We start from the raw sequence: 15575 nt of genomic DNA, 5'->3' as shown, positions 1-15575 counted from the left end.
TTTACATGTGACGAAGCTTTTTACGTAAAGCTTCCCTTCCTCGATGTATTCTAGTTTTCACTGTTCCTAGGGGGATATCTAAGATGTCGCTGATCTCCTGAAGGGAAAATTCTTCTAAATACCGCAAAATAATAATACTGCGATATTTAGGTGGAAGCCCAGATATCTCTTTATGAATATAACGCTGCAGTTCCAAGCTTTCAACTTCTTCGCCTGGCAAACGGCTGTCATCGGCCAATTGTGAGTACATGTCTAAACCTTCTGTACCTTTAACTTCAGCATCAAGATAATAATCCGGTTTTCGTTTACGTATTCGATCAATAGTTAGATTCGTTGCAATCCGGTATAACCATGTCGAGAACTTTCTTCGATCATCAAACGAGTGAATATTCACATACGCACGAATAAAGGCTTCCTGAGCTATGTCCTCGGCCTCGTGTGCATTACCAAGCATTCGGTAACAATGTTGATAAATCCTATTTTGAAAAAATGAGACAACATCCTCAAAGGCTGTTTGATCTCCCTTTTTAACCTGCATAATTTTCTCTTTAATTAATTGATCCATACGGGTACCTCCGCTGCATGCGGTATTTATATTACGTGTAAGACGACCTAAAGGTTTCATTTTTAAAAAAGGTTTATAATTGTTAAGATTTGGGTATTTTCTTTACTAGTATACTAGATAGGAGGGCACTTTTGTGGGTAAATCTGTATTATTAGAAAAAATTGAAGAATGTCGTAAAGAAATGATTACATTAAGTCATTCACATGCATTAACTTCTGAAGCTGTCATCTCCTCTAGCTTAAAACTGGACAGACTTATAAATGAATACCAGAATCAAGTTCAATAAAAACTAAATTAATTGGTCAACTGACTCCCTTCTTTAAACCTTAATACAACAAAAAAGAAGACATTTATTTACATATAATGTCTTCTCTCGATTTCAACTGATGCTACTTTAGTTTTTCTCCAAATAAGGAACCCATTAAAGCAACAGCTACTGTCGCAGTTTTATTTTTCTCATCTAATATTGGATTTATTTCGACAAACTCTGCTGAAGTTATGATCCCCGACTCTTCCAGCATTTCCATTGCCAAGTGACTTTCCCGATAAGTGATTCCACCAAGCACGGGAGTTCCAACACCAGGAGCTTCTGATGGATCGATTCCATCCAGATCAAGACTTAAATGAACCCCATCCGTACGCTCTTTCAAATAATCAATTGATTCTTCCATCACCTGTGACATGCCCATTCGATCTATTTCGTGCATAGTAAACACTTTTATTCCTTTATCACGTATTACTGCTCTTTCCCCTGGATCCAATGATCTAGCACCAATAATAACAATATTTTCAGGTTTAACTTTTGGTGTGTAATTCGATATGTTGATTAAGTTATCATGGCCTATTCCCAAGCTGACGGCTAATGGCATCCCATGAATATTGCCTGATGGAGAAGTTTCCTCCGAGTTCAAGTCACCATGAGCATCATACCAAATCACTCCTAAGTTTTCATAATGCTTGGAGACGCCAGCTAAACTTCCTATTGCAATACTATGATCTCCCCCAAATATTAATGGGAAATTACCCTTCTTCACTTCCTGATCCACCATATCACCAAGCTGCTGATTGGCTTCAATTACTTGTTTCAGGTTTTTTAAATTACTTCCATCATTCAGATCACTTTGTGCAGGGCGGTTGATAGGAATATCACCCAAATCAATAATTTGAAAATCTAGTTCCTCCAGTTTCTCAATAGCACCGGCATAGCGTAATGCACTTGGTCCCATATCAACTCCACGGCGGCTTTGCCCTAAATCCATTGGTACACCTATAATTGATATATTAGTTTTCATTTAAGCGCCTCCTTTTCTCTTTATTCTAGCCAAAAAAGGGTATATGACTCAACCCGACATTAATTTGCATATATATACAATTTGAACAAAGGAGGCGCGGATTTAGAAGAGGCAGGAAGGAACTGGACTTGGGGATGGGTTCTTGCTGTCAGAGGATTTTATAGAGGAAATTTCTTTCTTATCTCTCAAAAAAAACAGGTAGTCAATACCTGTTTTTAAATCGTTTTAAATTTCTATCGGACCGTTTACATTGGGACCGATCATCAAGGGTTTGATTCCAGCCTGTTCCCATGCTAGCATCAGCGCATCAGCCTTTTCCCGCGAAGGCATAAAGGCAATTCCACAATCGCCTCCCCCTGCACCCGAAGGCTTGCCGGCTCCTCCATATTGCTCAGCTAAATCACATAACCTACCTAATAGAGGAGTCTCAATTTCAACATTTGCATTATTTCCTACCGTCCGAAGGGCATTTCTATTTTGCTTAACTCCACCTAATAGAGTTTGTGTGTCAGCTTCTTCCATACCTCTCAGAAAGCTTCCAACGGCCTCTTCACTATCCTCAAGAAATTGACTGAATTGAACAGGATTATCTATTTTCAGTTTAAGTATTTCGTTGACAAGTTTTGCAGTCGATGCTGGTTTACCGGTCCAACCAATACATACATGGATATTCTCAGGTAATTTAATCTGCTTAAGAGAGAAATAAACCCATTCTTTTTCCAGTAGTTCTGTTAATGTGGTGTTATTCTCATATGATTCTAGCAACCATTCAGCCTGAAACGAAGAATACTTGAGAAATCCACCGTGGGAAGAGGCTGCTACATCAGCCCCCGATCCATTACCCTGTACGTTCACATGTGAAATAGCCGCAAGTTTAAAGATTAACTGAGCAGTTGGAGGATGGGTAAGATATTTTTTCAAAATAACGGTAATGACTGAAGTTACTACTGCCGCACTCGAGCCCAGTCCGTATTTAATCCCAGATATATCATCAAGTTCGCTTTTTATCGTTAACATAAAACGATCAGGAGAAATCGTGTTCTCTTTTAAGTAGGTAAGTGCGATTGTCATTGCCTCTTCTACAAAACGAACTCGCTCGTCTCCTGAATGTATTTGAACTCTATTATTTTTATATTCCCATACAAGGTTATTCAGTTTGAAATCCTGTAAAGTTATGCGGTTCTCTTCACTCGGTTTAAGCGATGCATATACAAAACGATTAACTGCCATAACCACTAAGCTATGGTGGGGTTGTAATACTGCAAATTCTCCAGCTACCATCAATTTTCCAGGTACTTTTACAGTTAGTGTTGTATTTGGCATAAGGTTCAACCCCTATAGATAGGTTACTCCTTGACCTGATCGACTAAGTATCACATCTGTTACACCAGGTATTCCACGGAGTGTCTTTTGAATATCGTTTTCGTTCTCCGGCAAATATAGTACTTTAACATTAGGTCCGGCATCAATTGTAAAATAGGCAGGAATACCGTTGTCTCGCAATGATTGCACGGTTTGCATAACAGCTAAAGTAGTATCATGCCAATATGTAAAAGGAGGGTTAGCTCCCAGTGTAGTAGCATGCATCTTTAAGCAATTAGCCTCGGCTATCTGACCAACTTTTTCAAAATCACGAGCAGCAATTCCTTCTTTAATTTGTTTCAAGTCATTTGGAATACTGTCAATCCAGCCTGTATAGAAGGGAGATGTTTCCACTGTTCGTTTCATACCTTCCCGACTAGAAACTTTTTTCATCGTGGAAGATAAAACAACTGCAGCAACTCGTACATCCCAATAATCGGCTGGTGCAATAGGAACGGCAAATGAATCAGACCCATCATCCTTCATACCCATTTCCCATTCAGCAAATCCACCATATATAGAGCGGCATGCAGAACCTGATCCTTGGCGTGTAAGCATAGAAAGTTCTCGATCCGTAAGCTGCAGCCCGATTGCATTTGCACCAGCAGCAGCCAGGGCTGCAAAGCCAGATGCTGATGATGCAAAGCCAGCAGCAGTAGGGACTTCATTTATGGAATGAATAGTGGCATACAGCTTCTTCCCAGCATAAGTGCGAATTAGATCAAGAAAAGTCGTAACGCGATTATACTGCTCGCCTGAAACCAATTGATCGTTCAGGAAGAATTCGTCTTTTGATAATTCTTCTCGAAAGTCTACGGTTGTTGTTGTATAAAATCCGTCCAACGTTAGAGATAAGCTGCTGTTAGTTGGTAGTATGATTGATTCATTACGTTTTCCCCAATATTTTATCAAGGCAATATTTGTATGAGCTTTAGCTGTACACTTCAATTGTTTATCCCCTTTGCACATCTCTCTATCTCAGTACTTACATTCTATTCTTGTTTTTTTAAGACAAATGGCCACACAGCATGCGCTCCAAATTTTCTTAACTTTTCCGCGAGCTGCCTGGAGTGAACTTCATTTTGGGCTAATGCAATAATGCAGCCGCCATTACCACCACCTGTAAGTTTGGCACCTAGTGCACCTTCCTTACGAGCAAAATGAATTAATCTATCTAGCCCAGCATCACTTACTCCTAGAGCTTCCAATTCCTTTTGAGCTTCGTTTAACATCTGACCTAGAATATGCTTCCCTTTTTTCTCAAGTGCATGTTTAGCCAGATAAGTTAGTTCACCAATCCGGTCAAGTTTTTTTTGAATTCTCCTCGGTGCAGACTTTAATAAGCCCGCAACTGATTCGACTGCTAATCGAGTATCGCCGATTCTTCCAGAGTCTGCTACTACAAAGTGAAAGTCATCACTTAAGTTTATAAAATCAATGAGATGCTCTTTTTCATACCACACAGGTGATTCAGAAGTAATGGTCATCGTGTCAATACCACTCGGTGCACCGTGGGCAAACGTTTCAGCAATATTCGCCAATTTCAATAGCTCTTCTTCTGAATAATGATCATTAGAATAAGCAAATAGAGATCGTATAATAGAGATTGCCACCGACGCACTGGAACCGAGTCCCTTGCCTGGTGGTATTGACGATTTAATACGAATTAATAAATCACTGCATGGTAATTGAAGATGCTCTAACGTTCCTTTAATGCAACTTACAATCCCTTCTAAAGCAGCAGGAGCATGTTCAAGTGGGCCATGATAAAAGGTACTGTCAATTTTCACCGATCCTGGAACATATTCAATAACTGACTCAACCCCAACTAATGGGAAAGGAATAGCAATGGCAGGTTGTCCGTGTACAACTGCATGCTCTCCTATCAGTATTAGTTTACTATGAGCTATACCTATAGCTGTTTGTTCTGTAGTTGTCGCTTTTTCTGCACTCATTTTGTATAATTTTCCACCAATTCTTTAGCTTTTCCGACACGGATTTCTTTTACTTCAACTAATTTCCTAGCAATAATATCAATCATCTCCCCAGTAGCCCCTGCTGCAATGGCAACAGAGCGAGAATGTAATGCCATATGGCCTTTTTGTATTCCATCAGTTACCAATGCTTTTAATGCGCCAAGATTCTGGGCTAAACCTACTGTCACAATAACCTGCGCCAATTCTCGCGCAGACTCTACCCCTAATATACTGTGGGAAATCTTTGCTATTGGATGAACCTGAATTGAACCACCCACCGTACCTACAGACATTGGCAGCTCCAGTTCCCCAACAAGATTACCCGCTTCATCTACAGACCAAGTTGTCATCGAACTGTATTTCCCGTGGCGTGCTGCATATGCGTGGGCTCCTGCTTCAACTGCTCTCCAGTCGTTTCCTGTTGCAATGACAATCGGGTCAATTCCATTCATTATCCCTTTGTTATGCGTAACTGCCCGATAAGGGTCTGACGCAGCAAACTCATAAGCATGGATTACACCATCACGTACTTCTTCCCCTGAGTATTCACCAGTTATCAATAGTTCGGGAGGGATTACACATCGTGCACGCGCCAGGCATTTATCTGCATAATTTGATAATATTCGCAAATAAACTTTCCCCTTAGTTAATTCCTCAACGGTCGGAGCCAGTGACTCAACCATTGTATTAATGATATTCGCTCCCATTGCGTCACATGTATTAACATACAAATGCAATACAAGCATCTGACCATATTTCGAGTCAGTCTCTTCATTTAATATTCTTACTTCCAGATCCTCTGCCCCGCCACCTCTGGCTACTAAGCTGGGATAGGCTGCATTAGCATCTTCTATTAATAATTGTTTTTCTTTTAACAGTGTATCCTTTGCTGCATGAATATCCGGGCATCCTACTACTTGTATTTGACCTATCATTACTCGTTCAGTAGCCTCAGTAGTAAAACCTCCAGCTTTCCTTACAATCTTAGCAATATAACTTGCTGAAGCAACTACAGATGGTTCTTCAATTGCCATTGGTATTACATATTCTTTCCCATTTATTAAGAAATTCAACCCTAATCCTAGTGGAAGAGGAAATGTGCCTATGACATTTTCAATCATTTTATCAGCTGTATCAGGTGATAAGGGTGCCTGCGAATACAAATCTGCAGTTTGTTCTTCTGAAAATGTATGCATATTCTTAATTAAATCTCTTCGTTCTTCAACAGTCATATTATAAAAACCAGGAATTCTAGAAGTTTCCATACTGTATCACCCTTTTATATATATAATTAGTATATAAGCTTCGTGTGCATCAAACTATTTAGGTCTTTCAATTTATGAGGTTATTCACAAGGCTCGGCACAAAATATCAAAGTTCTCGAGCCTTCTATCCTCTTTTTTAGAACATGTACTTTATGATCAAATTATAACATGTTTTCCCTATGTATAATCATAAAATGAAACTTCATTTAGCAGGTTTCACTTCTTATCTGCCTATAATAAAAAAATAACTGTATCTATTATGTAAAAAAACGGCCTAAAATGCAAATAAACAAGGTTGTCTACAATCATAACGACCTTGTTTATTTGAAAAAATTATATGTATGATGTATTAACCGTAATTTTCATTTCTGTAAAAATGGTGAGCCATGATGGATTCGAACCATCGACCCTCTGATTAAAAGTCAGATGCTCTGCCAGCTGAGCTAATGGCTCATTCTATTATAGTTGCTTATTTTTTGGAAAGAATGTTCATCTGAGTGCTCGTCGTGTTGCACGTTATTTCGGTGATGCTGCACTCCTCGCAGGCCTGCACATAGTAGCTATACTATGATGTTAGCGGCCAGCTAATGGCTCATTCTATTATAGTTGTTTATTTTTTGGAAAGAACGTTCATTACAATAGTCTTACTTTTAATCAAAATTTTGGACTATAAAAAGGTCCCTAAAATAAAAAAATGGCTGGGCTACCAGGATTCGAACCTGGGATACACGGGATCAAAACCCGATGCCTTACCGCTTGGCTATAGCCCAACAATATAATGGTGGAGGGGGGCAGATTCGAACTGCCGAACCCTGAGGGAGCGGATTTACAGTCCGCCGCGTTTAGCCACTTCGCTACCCCTCCGTATTGTTAACTATAATTATTTTATTATACAATAAAATATTTTAATTAAAATGGTGCCGGCCAGAGGACTTGAACCCCCAACCTACTGATTACAAGTCAGTTGCTCTACCAGTTGAGCTAGGCCGGCAAAAATAAATGGTGGAGGATGCAGGGCTCGAACCTGCGACCCCCTGCTTGTAAGGCAGGTGCTCTCCCAGCTGAGCTAATCCTCCATGTTGGTGACCCGTACGGGATTCGAACCCGTGATACCGCCGTGAAAGGGCGGTGTCTTAACCACTTGACCAACGGGCCATCAAATAATAAACTTTAAATGAATGTTCTTGTCGCAAAGCAACGAATTTTATTATAACCAGTTATGCAAGCTTTGTAAAGGGGAAAAAAGAATATTTTTATTTAATTTTTTATAACCTGGCTACATTTGTTTTTTTAAGCTGTCATATCTTATTGAAACACTGCCACTCCTTTAGTAAATATACATTCAATGCTTTAGTTTCTTTATAAGAAACAATTAGGTTATAATATACAAAAGACTTTTTGGAGGTGCACACATGTCAAATTTACTACAAGGTAAAAATATAGTAATCATGGGAGTAGCAAATGAAAGAAGTATAGCTTGGGGCATAACTAAATCATTACATAATGCAGGAGCTAATTTAATTTTCACAAACAGACAAGAAAGGTCATACCAGAAATTAACAAAGCTACTTGAAAAAAATGAAGTAAGTGCAAAGTTAATTGTATCGTGTGATGTGGCAAGTGACGAGAGTATTAATGATGCGTTTTCTGAAATCAAAAAGAATGTGGGCGTTATTCACGGGGTTGTTCACTCTGTTGCTTTCGCAAACCGGGATGATCTAAAAGGGGAATTTTTAGATACTTCGCGTGATGGCTTTTTATTAGCACAGGAAATTAGCGCATATTCACTAGTAGCTGTTACGAAAGCTGCCAAAGAACTAATGACAGAAGGTGGCAGCATCGTTACACAAACGTATCTGGGATCTGAGCGCGTAATTCCTGGTTATAATGTTATGGGTGTTGCAAAAGCTTCTTTAGAAGCCAGTGTGATGTATTTAGCAGAAGATGTAGGCAAACACGGGATCCGAGTAAATGCGGTTTCAGCAGGCCCTATACGTACGTTATCAGCTAAAGGTGTTTCAGGGTTTAATGAAAAAGCTGGAGTAATTGAAGAAAAAGCCCCATTACGTCGAAATGTGGATCAGGATCAAGTTGGGGATGCAACTTTATTCTTCATGAGTGAGTTATCCAGGGGAATAACGGGGGAAGTATTACACGTTGATTCCGGCTACCATATTATCGGCGGCTAATATTCTTCCAGTTTCATACAAAGACACAGACGCTATATTACACGAAATTGTGTTAAAGCGTCTTTTTTTATAATGTTGGGGAGGGAAGATATATGGAAGAGTGGTTTGGTAAGATAAGCAACGAGCACTTTATCCCTTTTAGCTTCAGTCACATTGCTATGATCTTAATCTATATAGTCGCTCTCGTTATATTACTAATAACTTATAAAAAGTACGCTGAGAGTGATCTTTTACTAAATGTTTTTAGATGGTCTATAATAGTTACATTAACTTTATCAGAACTATCCTATCAAACATGGAGCGTAGTCAATGGGTCATGGAGTGCAGGAGAAAGCTTACCCCTGCATCTTTGCAGCATAGCAGGCATAATCGTAATTATAGGGCTTGCCACTTACAACAAAAAAATAATCACTATTTCTTTTTTCATTGGATTCTTACCTGCTTTATTAGCAATTGTTACTCCTGAATTAACTTATAACTACACGCACTTTCGTTTCTGGCACTTTTTTATACACCATATTGTACTATCATTTGCGAGTATCTTTCTCTTGTTGAGCAGCTCTGTTAAGATCACAGTTAAATATACTTTAGAAGCTTACGGTTATTTGCTTATATATGCTGCTATAATAGGCTTTCTAATTAATCCTACCTTGAACTCGAATTACTTATTTCTATCTAACACCCCAACAGCTGATACACTTTTTGACGTACTCGGAGATGGGATTTGGTATTATATTAATTTATGTTTATTGGGTTTGGTTGTTTTTATAGGGCAGTTTGGGGTTCTTAAACTTTTTATCTATAAAGAAAAATAAGCAATCAAAATAAGTTCTAACCTTCATTCTTATCCCATTAATTCTATAGGATTTGAATTTAACTGATTTGTATATAGGAAGAAACACAGTTTAACTGTTTCCCATAAAAACTATATCCCTCGATATAGAGGAATTATTCTATATAGACACTCAGAATGTTATCCATTTTAATTTCTTTATTGTTATTCAGCCTAATATCCCTCTGATCTACTTTTGCTAACTTCCCTTTACTGGTTAGGAAATCACGGCCATTATAGTGTTTTATTTCTACTGTCAACTCATTATGTATCGCTAATAACAGCCTACTATTGATATCTGGCACCTTATGATGGCTCTGATCCCTAACATCCTTATCTTTCCACAAATGTCTAAGCACTTTAACCTTTTCTTTCACCCGCGTTATACCTGTGTTATTTACGCTCATTTTACTCTCTCCTCATTTGTAAAACTTCATAATTATATATCAAAAGGAACTTATGTTCGTATTGTAACACAAAAAAATAAACATCTTCAATAAGAGTTTTAGTTTTAATTAAATTATATATAAATCTGCTTCTAAGTTCCGTATTACCTGCAACGCGGGCAGGCGTTTTCCAGAATAAATAGGTGCCATTTGGTACTCACACCTTTTTTTATTGGAAATCTTTTTTTTGGCAATTAAAAACAGAAAAGCACGTTCAAAGTGCTTTCCGTTTTCTACTTTAAAATAGTTCCCGCGCCAACAAGCGATAAACCTCCAAACGTTTCCCCTGTGAATGAGGGATACTGCAGATCATTGCTTCATCAAATCCATATTGTGCTTGTTCAGCTTGTAATTGGGTTGCGACTTCCTTTGCTGATCCAACTATATGCAACTTACGATTTTCTTGAATGGTCATACGATCCAATTCAGTTAATGGATAATCTTGAGCTTCTTCAGGTGTTAACGATTGACTGATTTTCCCTTTCATCAGCCACAAACGGGCAATATCCTGTGGTCCCGCTTCAAACTCAGCTTCTTCCTTTGTTTCAGCGGTTGTTACCATGTAGGCGACATTAATTTCCGGATTCTCCATAAATGCGGAAGGCTGAAAGTGATGTTTGTATGCATCTAATATCTCTTTGGACATCTCCCCATTGAAAAATTGCGCAAAGGAATAGCCAACGCCCAATTGTGCAGTTTTTATTGCACTGTTTCCACTTGATCCCAGCATCCAAGCTTCTGGCAGAGTTATTTGAGTTGGAGCTGCAACCATCGAGTACAAGCTATCTTCCGGTACTTCATCATTGATCATTTTTAATGCTGTTCCAAACTTTTCATACATATTGTTTAACATTGGTTGGCGTCCTTCTGATAAAGCATACATAGCGTTTCTATCCCCTCCTGGAGCACGACCCACACCAAAATCAATCCGGCCAGGTGAAAAGGCACTAAGTGTTTTGAAAACTTCGGCTAGTTTTAAAGGCGAATAATGCATCATCATCACGCCACCCGTACCAATTCGAATATTGTTTGTTTTAGCTGCCAGCCGAGCTAACGTCACTTCCGGTGCTGAACTGACAAAAGCTTTTGTTCCGTGGTGCTCTGCCATCCACATTCGGTGGTAGCCTAATTCATCTGCCAATACAGCCAATTCTTCCGCTTTTTTCAATGCATCTACAGCGGTATTTCCACTAGTAACAGGCGCTTGATCCAGTACGCTTAATTTCATGTATAAACACCCTTTCTTATATCTTAATTAATTATTTACTCTTTATTTGCTTCCTGCTCTTTCCGAAGTTTTTCCGGTGTCACATCAGTCCCAAGTGGATCAATCACTGTCAGTCCTGAAAAAGTGTGTAGAACCTGACCGCGGATTTGACGTAAATAGTCTTCACGCAATACTTGCTGCTCCACTTTTTCGGCATTTGTTAAACCCGCTTCACGTTGTTTCTTTGCTAACTCATTAATACGGTCTAAACCTTGAATCATCTTTTTTCTCCTTTACTTATTATTTATTTCACCAATTATTCATAGGCGTAATCTTTACATCGTTATTGTTGGAAAATGTGGCAGTACATACTCACCCAATTCCTGTATCACTTCTTCCGCTGGTCGCCTCCCATATTTCAGTGAAAACATCATATGATTAACCCCTGCACCCTGATAGGCATAAAGATAATCAATCAAAAACTTATGCCCAGATCTAAATCCCGTGCTCATCGGTTTTGGCGCTTCGTTTGGGCGCTCTGATAAATCGATGGAGACTGCTTGGGCAAATGGCTTGAATCCGCCAGCTGCCTCTTGCCATTTTTTAATAAGCTCACGCTGACCTTTAACTTCCTGCGCATAAAATAGCCAACCATCTGTATGTTGTGCTAACCATTCAATCGACTGACCAGAATAGCCTGTTCCAAAAACAGGAATGTCAGACAAACCAGGTTTTGGAACAATATCACCCTGAGTTAGGTCAACACTTTCAGTCTGAATTTGCGGAAATGATTCTTTCCATACCTTTTTCATTACTTTTATCGATTCCCTAAATAATGCAGCCTTTTCATTATGATTCACTTTAAATGCTGGAAATTCAATAGGACGGTCCCCTGTTGCAGCGCCAAATAAAAAACGTTGGAAAGACATGATGTCAAGCGAAGCAGCTGATTTTGCTGTATGGAGCGGATGTCTTAGCGTTGTGACAATACTTGATGTTCCTAGCGCTATTTTATCAGTATGGGCTGCTACGTACGTTAGAAACATCCAAGGATCGTAAAGTCCTCCAACATCACCAAAGTTTGGATCATAAAGCGGAGAATCCCTGACAAATAGGGCAGCAAACCCCAGTTCTTCTACTTTCTTAGCAAGTTTCATTTGTGCATCTAAATCCATAGTAGGAAAACTTCCTAAATAAGCTTCCAAAGGAAATATTAATCCAAGTGTTAATTTATTTTCTTTAAATGTTCGAGAAAAGCCATGATGTGACTGAAAATTCTCCAAGTATTTTCCCTCTCAATACATCTTATTTTCTTATATAACCATTTTTTCCTTTAACCATGTTTGTAATCCTTCTACCTGTACTTGAAAGCGATCTGAATGTATCTTATTAGATAAAGACGCAATTGTTTCACGCTTTAGTACAGATTTCCAAGCCTGTTCCGCTTCATCCATTAAATCCGCTAACAAGCAACATCTATCTTCTTTATCCAAATCAAGCATGTCATCAAGAATACCGCTTGTAGAATAAAGTGACTGTTGACCTTCTATGGCAAGGTATATATCGTATATCCGAATCTCTTCAGGATTTTTCTTTAGTTTAAATCCGCCTTTTACGCCTGGTACAGAAGTAATCAAGTCCGCACTGACTAACTTCCTTAGCAGTTTTTGAAAATATGTTGGTGAAGTCCCCAATTGTTGGCTAATTACTTCTCCAGGTAAAACAGCCTTATCCGGCAGCATATCGAGTAAAAGAACAGCATACACTGCCTGCTCAACCCCCATTTTCATCTGCATTCTATCACCTCTTTTACTATTAAGAAGCATCTTCATTAAAACCGATAAACATTATCCACTTTAGGCATTATCTCCTTTAAATTTTATTAATGCAAATGGAATGCTTACCAGTATTCAACCTTTTATTTGCGCTCGAAGAAGCAGATCAAAATTAGCAGATATGCTGGATGAGGATTATATGTAAACTTCATTATATATGGTGTGTTTTCATTGGACTAGATATGAACGTATATCCCCCCTTTTCAATTGAGTAACAACAGGGAACAAAACAGGTTTTATTAATCATTATGAATAGAAAAAGCCCTGCATACGTTGTAGGCAGGGCAGTATTTTACTTAGTATAATACCTTACATAATTAGTGTTCGCAGTGATATACAAGCCACTCTTGATTTGATACATATGACCGCCGCCAACTGGGAACTTGTCCCGAATTACGGTAAACACTTCCCCTCTACTTACGATGACAGCCTTATCATCCCAATCAGGTGTGTTGTATGTCCATAGGGAGTCTGTGATGATCTCTATAAATGCATCTCCACTGCTTTTCTTTTCTAGCCCGAAGTGTGATGCGATAGCATCTGCTAATGCTTTACCAGTATTATCTAGCACAGTATCATCACGCATCTTTTGAATATCAATCGTAGAATCCATAAACCCACCTTCGATAAGAATTGCTGGCATGTTTGATTCTCGTAGCATGTAGAAATTTTCATTCTTAATGCCACGATCACGAAGTCCCATTGATCCAACTATTCCAGGGTGAACTTTTTGTGCTAAAGAGTACCCTGAAGAAGAACCAGGATAATGATACGTTTCTGTTCCAGTCCAAGATCCCCATTCTCCAGTATATGCGTTATGGTGGTATGATACCAAAATATCCGCATTAGCATTATTCGCATTATTAGTACGATCACTTAAAGGCACATCTGTATTTCCTGTTGGATCATCAAGACGAATAATAGATACATTTTCGTACCCATTCAAATACATCATTGCAGCTACTACCACCTTGTTATTAAATGACCATTCCCTTTCATCTGCTGGCGATCTTTTCCCCGGTGTATAATAACCATGACCTGCTCCAATTGCTACTTTTACCATAATAAATCTCCTCCTTGTTTTTTGTACAAAAAACTCCTCTGTCTCCTTTCTATAAATTTAGGTTCTCAGTGGTCAGTGGTACTATTTGTAAAATCCGAGTTGTTAATGTAAGTGTAATAGAAGGCAGGCAGGAAATATGTCAATTATGGTCGATTTAAAACTGAATTTTCACAATTGGTAGAATAGTAATAATTTTTCCTTGATTATTACATAGGTTAAAGGCCTGATATGTAGTAAAATGTTGATAATACAATGCTTTTGGATTAATTTAAATTTTAAAATAACAAAAAAATGATTTTTTACTCCTGTTTTAAAACGAATATTTAGTACTACAATTTCTGGAAATAGGAAAAACAAGGACTTTGGTATTTCTTTTTGTAATATTTTCTGGTTATTTAATCATAAAAATTGTTGACATTTGTTAAAGTCAACAATCCATAAGTCCTACGTATTCAAATATTGTCTTGACCGTGTAAAGAACGAAATTTTCTATTTTTGAACATCCTACTAATTACTACGCTATTTTAAGGAGTCTTTCTGTCGTCAAACGATAACTTAACGTCTGTCATGATATTCATGAACTCTTTCATGTTTTCCACATCCTTTGTAATTTGGCAATCTCGACACCCTTAAATCCGACATAAAAAATACGCCCTACTCGGCGTTTATCTCGTGTACCAAATGCTCTTTTGCTAATACTTCCAGTCAGCCATCGCGCTCAAACAGTGGACGAACTTGTAACTGCAAAATCGGCAGAGGTATTATACAGTAAATTATAAAACAGGATGAACCACCAAAAACCAACGAAAAACAGGACTTTGACGGAAAAATGTCGGCAGAATAGCTCAAACAACAAAAGAAGCGACTCCCAAATTCATCAGGAATCGCTTCATATCAACGTTTAAAAGGTAAGCTTCCAAGCGGATTCGAACCGCTGACCCCTTCCTTACCATGGAAGTACTCTACCTGCTGAGCTATGGAAGCATAAATGTGCATAAAAATGGCTCCACAGGTAGGACTCGAACCTACGACCGATCGGTTAACAGCCGATTGCTCTACCACTGAGCTACTGTGGAATAATCATAATGTGCTTTTCATTGCAGTACAATCTAATTTGGTTGTGTTCGTCGTGTTGCAAGATCACTCGGTGATGTCCCACTCCTCACATGACCTGCATCGATGTTTTTCAAAGATGAGGACGGTCAAGCTACTGTGGGATAATCTAAATGTGTTTTTTCATTGCAGTAAACAGGTTCTTAAGTTTAGTCACATCGATACTATCGTATCTCAAGTAGAATTATTATTCAAATAAGAGGCTTTATAGAAACTTTCTTATAGAATAATCTAAATGTGTAGGTTAAATAAAGAACATTAATTAATATGTGTTTAGTTATGTTTTTTTATACAATAAAAGTATAAAAAAAAGAGCCTGGCGGCGTCCTACTCTTGCAGGGACAAAGTCCCAACTACCATCGGCGCTGGAGAGCTTAACTTCTGTGTTCGGGATGGGAACAGGTGTGACCTCTTCGCTATAACTACCAGA

Annotated in this window: 15 protein-coding genes, 8 tRNA genes and 1 rRNA gene; 3 read left to right on the top strand and 21 right to left on the bottom strand. The window is 38.5% G+C overall.

Annotation, left to right across the window (positions count from 1 at the left end; genetic code table 11):
• Position 1: 1 nt before the first annotated feature.
• A complete protein-coding gene (gene sigW / locus QGM71_RS20190) occupies positions 2 to 565 on the bottom strand; it encodes an RNA polymerase sigma factor SigW (protein WP_327609356.1) in 564 nt (187 codons plus the stop codon).
• Positions 566 to 698: 133 nt separating this feature from the next.
• Here sigW and QGM71_RS20185 point away from each other — a divergent pair, with 133 nt between their 5' ends.
• Positions 699 to 851 carry an aspartyl-phosphate phosphatase Spo0E family protein gene (locus tag QGM71_RS20185; protein ID WP_327609355.1) on the top strand — a complete coding sequence of 51 codons (153 nt, stop codon included), beginning with the start codon at positions 699 to 701 and terminating at the stop codon, positions 849 to 851.
• 103 nt (positions 852 to 954) lie between these two features.
• Here QGM71_RS20185 and rocF read toward each other — a convergent pair whose 3' ends face one another.
• The 11 genes from rocF to QGM71_RS20130 form a co-directional block, all read right to left on the bottom strand.
• Entirely contained in the window at positions 955 to 1857 is a 903-nt protein-coding gene (rocF, locus tag QGM71_RS20180; protein WP_327609354.1) for an arginase, read from the bottom strand.
• 225 nt (positions 1858 to 2082) lie between these two features.
• Entirely contained in the window at positions 2083 to 3180 is a 1098-nt protein-coding gene (locus tag QGM71_RS20175) for a phosphomevalonate kinase (protein ID WP_327609353.1), read from the bottom strand.
• Between the two features lie 12 nt (positions 3181 to 3192).
• Positions 3193 to 4167 (bottom strand): diphosphomevalonate decarboxylase, encoded by a 975-nt coding sequence (gene mvaD, locus QGM71_RS20170; RefSeq protein WP_327609352.1) that lies wholly within the window; start codon positions 4165 to 4167, stop codon positions 3193 to 3195.
• A gap of 44 nt (positions 4168 to 4211) precedes the next feature.
• Positions 4212 to 5174: a mevalonate kinase gene (gene mvk / locus QGM71_RS20165; protein WP_327609351.1), complete on the bottom strand. Its 963-nt coding sequence runs from the start codon at positions 5172 to 5174 to the stop codon at positions 4212 to 4214.
• On the bottom strand, positions 5171 to 6460 hold the full coding sequence (locus tag QGM71_RS20160; protein ID WP_327609350.1) for a hydroxymethylglutaryl-CoA reductase, degradative: 1290 nt from the start codon (positions 6458 to 6460) through the stop codon (positions 5171 to 5173). Before QGM71_RS20160 ends, mvk begins: the two co-directional genes overlap by 4 nt.
• Positions 6461 to 6837: 377 nt before the next feature.
• A tRNA-Lys gene (locus tag QGM71_RS20155) sits at positions 6838 to 6913 on the bottom strand.
• A gap of 242 nt (positions 6914 to 7155) precedes the next feature.
• A tRNA-Gln gene (locus QGM71_RS20150) sits at positions 7156 to 7230 on the bottom strand.
• A gap of 9 nt (positions 7231 to 7239) precedes the next feature.
• Positions 7240 to 7324 (bottom strand) — tRNA-Tyr (locus QGM71_RS20145).
• Positions 7325 to 7375: 51 nt separating this feature from the next.
• Positions 7376 to 7451, bottom strand: a tRNA-Thr gene (locus QGM71_RS20140).
• A gap of 9 nt (positions 7452 to 7460) precedes the next feature.
• Positions 7461 to 7536 (bottom strand) — tRNA-Val (locus QGM71_RS20135).
• Between the two features lie 4 nt (positions 7537 to 7540).
• Positions 7541 to 7615 (bottom strand) — tRNA-Glu (locus tag QGM71_RS20130).
• A 257-nt stretch (positions 7616 to 7872) separates the two neighbouring features.
• Here QGM71_RS20130 and fabI point away from each other — a divergent pair.
• Positions 7873 to 8649: an enoyl-ACP reductase FabI gene (gene fabI / locus QGM71_RS20125; protein ID WP_327609349.1), complete on the top strand. Its 777-nt coding sequence runs from the start codon at positions 7873 to 7875 to the stop codon at positions 8647 to 8649.
• Positions 8650 to 8741: 92 nt separating this feature from the next.
• Positions 8742 to 9464, top strand: coding sequence for a YwaF family protein (locus QGM71_RS20120; RefSeq protein WP_327609348.1), 723 nt, complete (start codon positions 8742 to 8744; stop codon positions 9462 to 9464).
• Positions 9465 to 9597: 133 nt separating this feature from the next.
• Here the strand turns inward: QGM71_RS20120 and QGM71_RS20115 are convergent, their stop codons facing one another.
• The 9 genes from QGM71_RS20115 to rrf form a co-directional block, all read right to left on the bottom strand.
• The gene (locus QGM71_RS20115) at positions 9598 to 9888 is read right to left on the bottom strand and encodes a YolD-like family protein (RefSeq protein ID WP_327609347.1); all 291 of its coding nucleotides are present in this window, start codon (positions 9886 to 9888) and stop codon (positions 9598 to 9600) included.
• A gap of 277 nt (positions 9889 to 10165) precedes the next feature.
• Positions 10166 to 11155 (bottom strand): LLM class flavin-dependent oxidoreductase, encoded by a 990-nt coding sequence (locus tag QGM71_RS20110; protein WP_327609346.1) that lies wholly within the window; start codon positions 11153 to 11155, stop codon positions 10166 to 10168.
• 35 nt (positions 11156 to 11190) lie between these two features.
• Complete coding sequence (locus QGM71_RS20105; protein WP_327609345.1) at positions 11191 to 11415, bottom strand: DUF896 domain-containing protein; 225 nt, start codon at positions 11413 to 11415, stop codon at positions 11191 to 11193.
• 54 nt (positions 11416 to 11469) lie between these two features.
• Complete coding sequence (locus QGM71_RS20100; RefSeq protein WP_327609344.1) at positions 11470 to 12417, bottom strand: LLM class oxidoreductase; 948 nt, start codon at positions 12415 to 12417, stop codon at positions 11470 to 11472.
• A 30-nt stretch (positions 12418 to 12447) separates the two neighbouring features.
• Complete coding sequence (locus QGM71_RS20095; protein WP_327609343.1) at positions 12448 to 12930, bottom strand: RrF2 family transcriptional regulator; 483 nt, start codon at positions 12928 to 12930, stop codon at positions 12448 to 12450.
• Between the two features lie 331 nt (positions 12931 to 13261).
• On the bottom strand, positions 13262 to 14032 hold the full coding sequence (locus QGM71_RS20090) for an N-acetylmuramoyl-L-alanine amidase (protein ID WP_327609342.1): 771 nt from the start codon (positions 14030 to 14032) through the stop codon (positions 13262 to 13264).
• Between the two features lie 911 nt (positions 14033 to 14943).
• Positions 14944 to 15016 (bottom strand) — tRNA-Thr (locus QGM71_RS20085).
• A 17-nt stretch (positions 15017 to 15033) separates the two neighbouring features.
• Positions 15034 to 15108 (bottom strand) — tRNA-Asn (locus QGM71_RS20080).
• 351 nt (positions 15109 to 15459) lie between these two features.
• Positions 15460 to 15575, bottom strand: a 5S ribosomal RNA gene (rrf, locus tag QGM71_RS20075).

It is taken from the genome of Virgibacillus tibetensis, from assembly GCF_036026595.1.
GTDB classification, from domain to species: Bacteria; Bacillota; Bacilli; order Bacillales; family Amphibacillaceae; genus Virgibacillus_P; species Virgibacillus_P tibetensis.
The sequence above is the reverse complement of the archived record's forward strand: the minus strand, read 5'-3'. Positions and strand labels throughout refer to the sequence as shown.

Coding starts and splice junctions, on each gene's coding strand:
- sigW (WP_327609356.1), bottom strand. CDS start 565: ATGGATCAATTAATTAAAGAGAAAATTATGCAGGTTAAAAAGGGAGAT.
- rocF (WP_327609354.1), bottom strand. CDS start 1,857: ATGAAAACTAATATATCAATTATAGGTGTACCAATGGATTTAGGGCAA.
- QGM71_RS20175 (WP_327609353.1), bottom strand. CDS start 3,180: ATGCCAAATACAACACTAACTGTAAAAGTACCTGGAAAATTGATGGTA.
- mvk (WP_327609351.1), bottom strand. CDS start 5,174: ATGAGTGCAGAAAAAGCGACAACTACAGAACAAACAGCTATAGGTATA.
- QGM71_RS20160 (WP_327609350.1), bottom strand. CDS start 6,460: ATGGAAACTTCTAGAATTCCTGGTTTTTATAATATGACTGTTGAAGAA.
- fabI (WP_327609349.1), top strand. CDS start 7,873: ATGTCAAATTTACTACAAGGTAAAAATATAGTAATCATGGGAGTAGCA.
- QGM71_RS20120 (WP_327609348.1), top strand. CDS start 8,742: ATGGAAGAGTGGTTTGGTAAGATAAGCAACGAGCACTTTATCCCTTTT.
- QGM71_RS20115 (WP_327609347.1), bottom strand. CDS start 9,888: ATGAGCGTAAATAACACAGGTATAACGCGGGTGAAAGAAAAGGTTAAA.
- QGM71_RS20110 (WP_327609346.1), bottom strand. CDS start 11,155: ATGAAATTAAGCGTACTGGATCAAGCGCCTGTTACTAGTGGAAATACC.
- QGM71_RS20105 (WP_327609345.1), bottom strand. CDS start 11,415: ATGATTCAAGGTTTAGACCGTATTAATGAGTTAGCAAAGAAACAACGT.
- QGM71_RS20095 (WP_327609343.1), bottom strand. CDS start 12,930: ATGCAGATGAAAATGGGGGTTGAGCAGGCAGTGTATGCTGTTCTTTTA.
- QGM71_RS20090 (WP_327609342.1), bottom strand. CDS start 14,032: ATGGTAAAAGTAGCAATTGGAGCAGGTCATGGTTATTATACACCGGGG.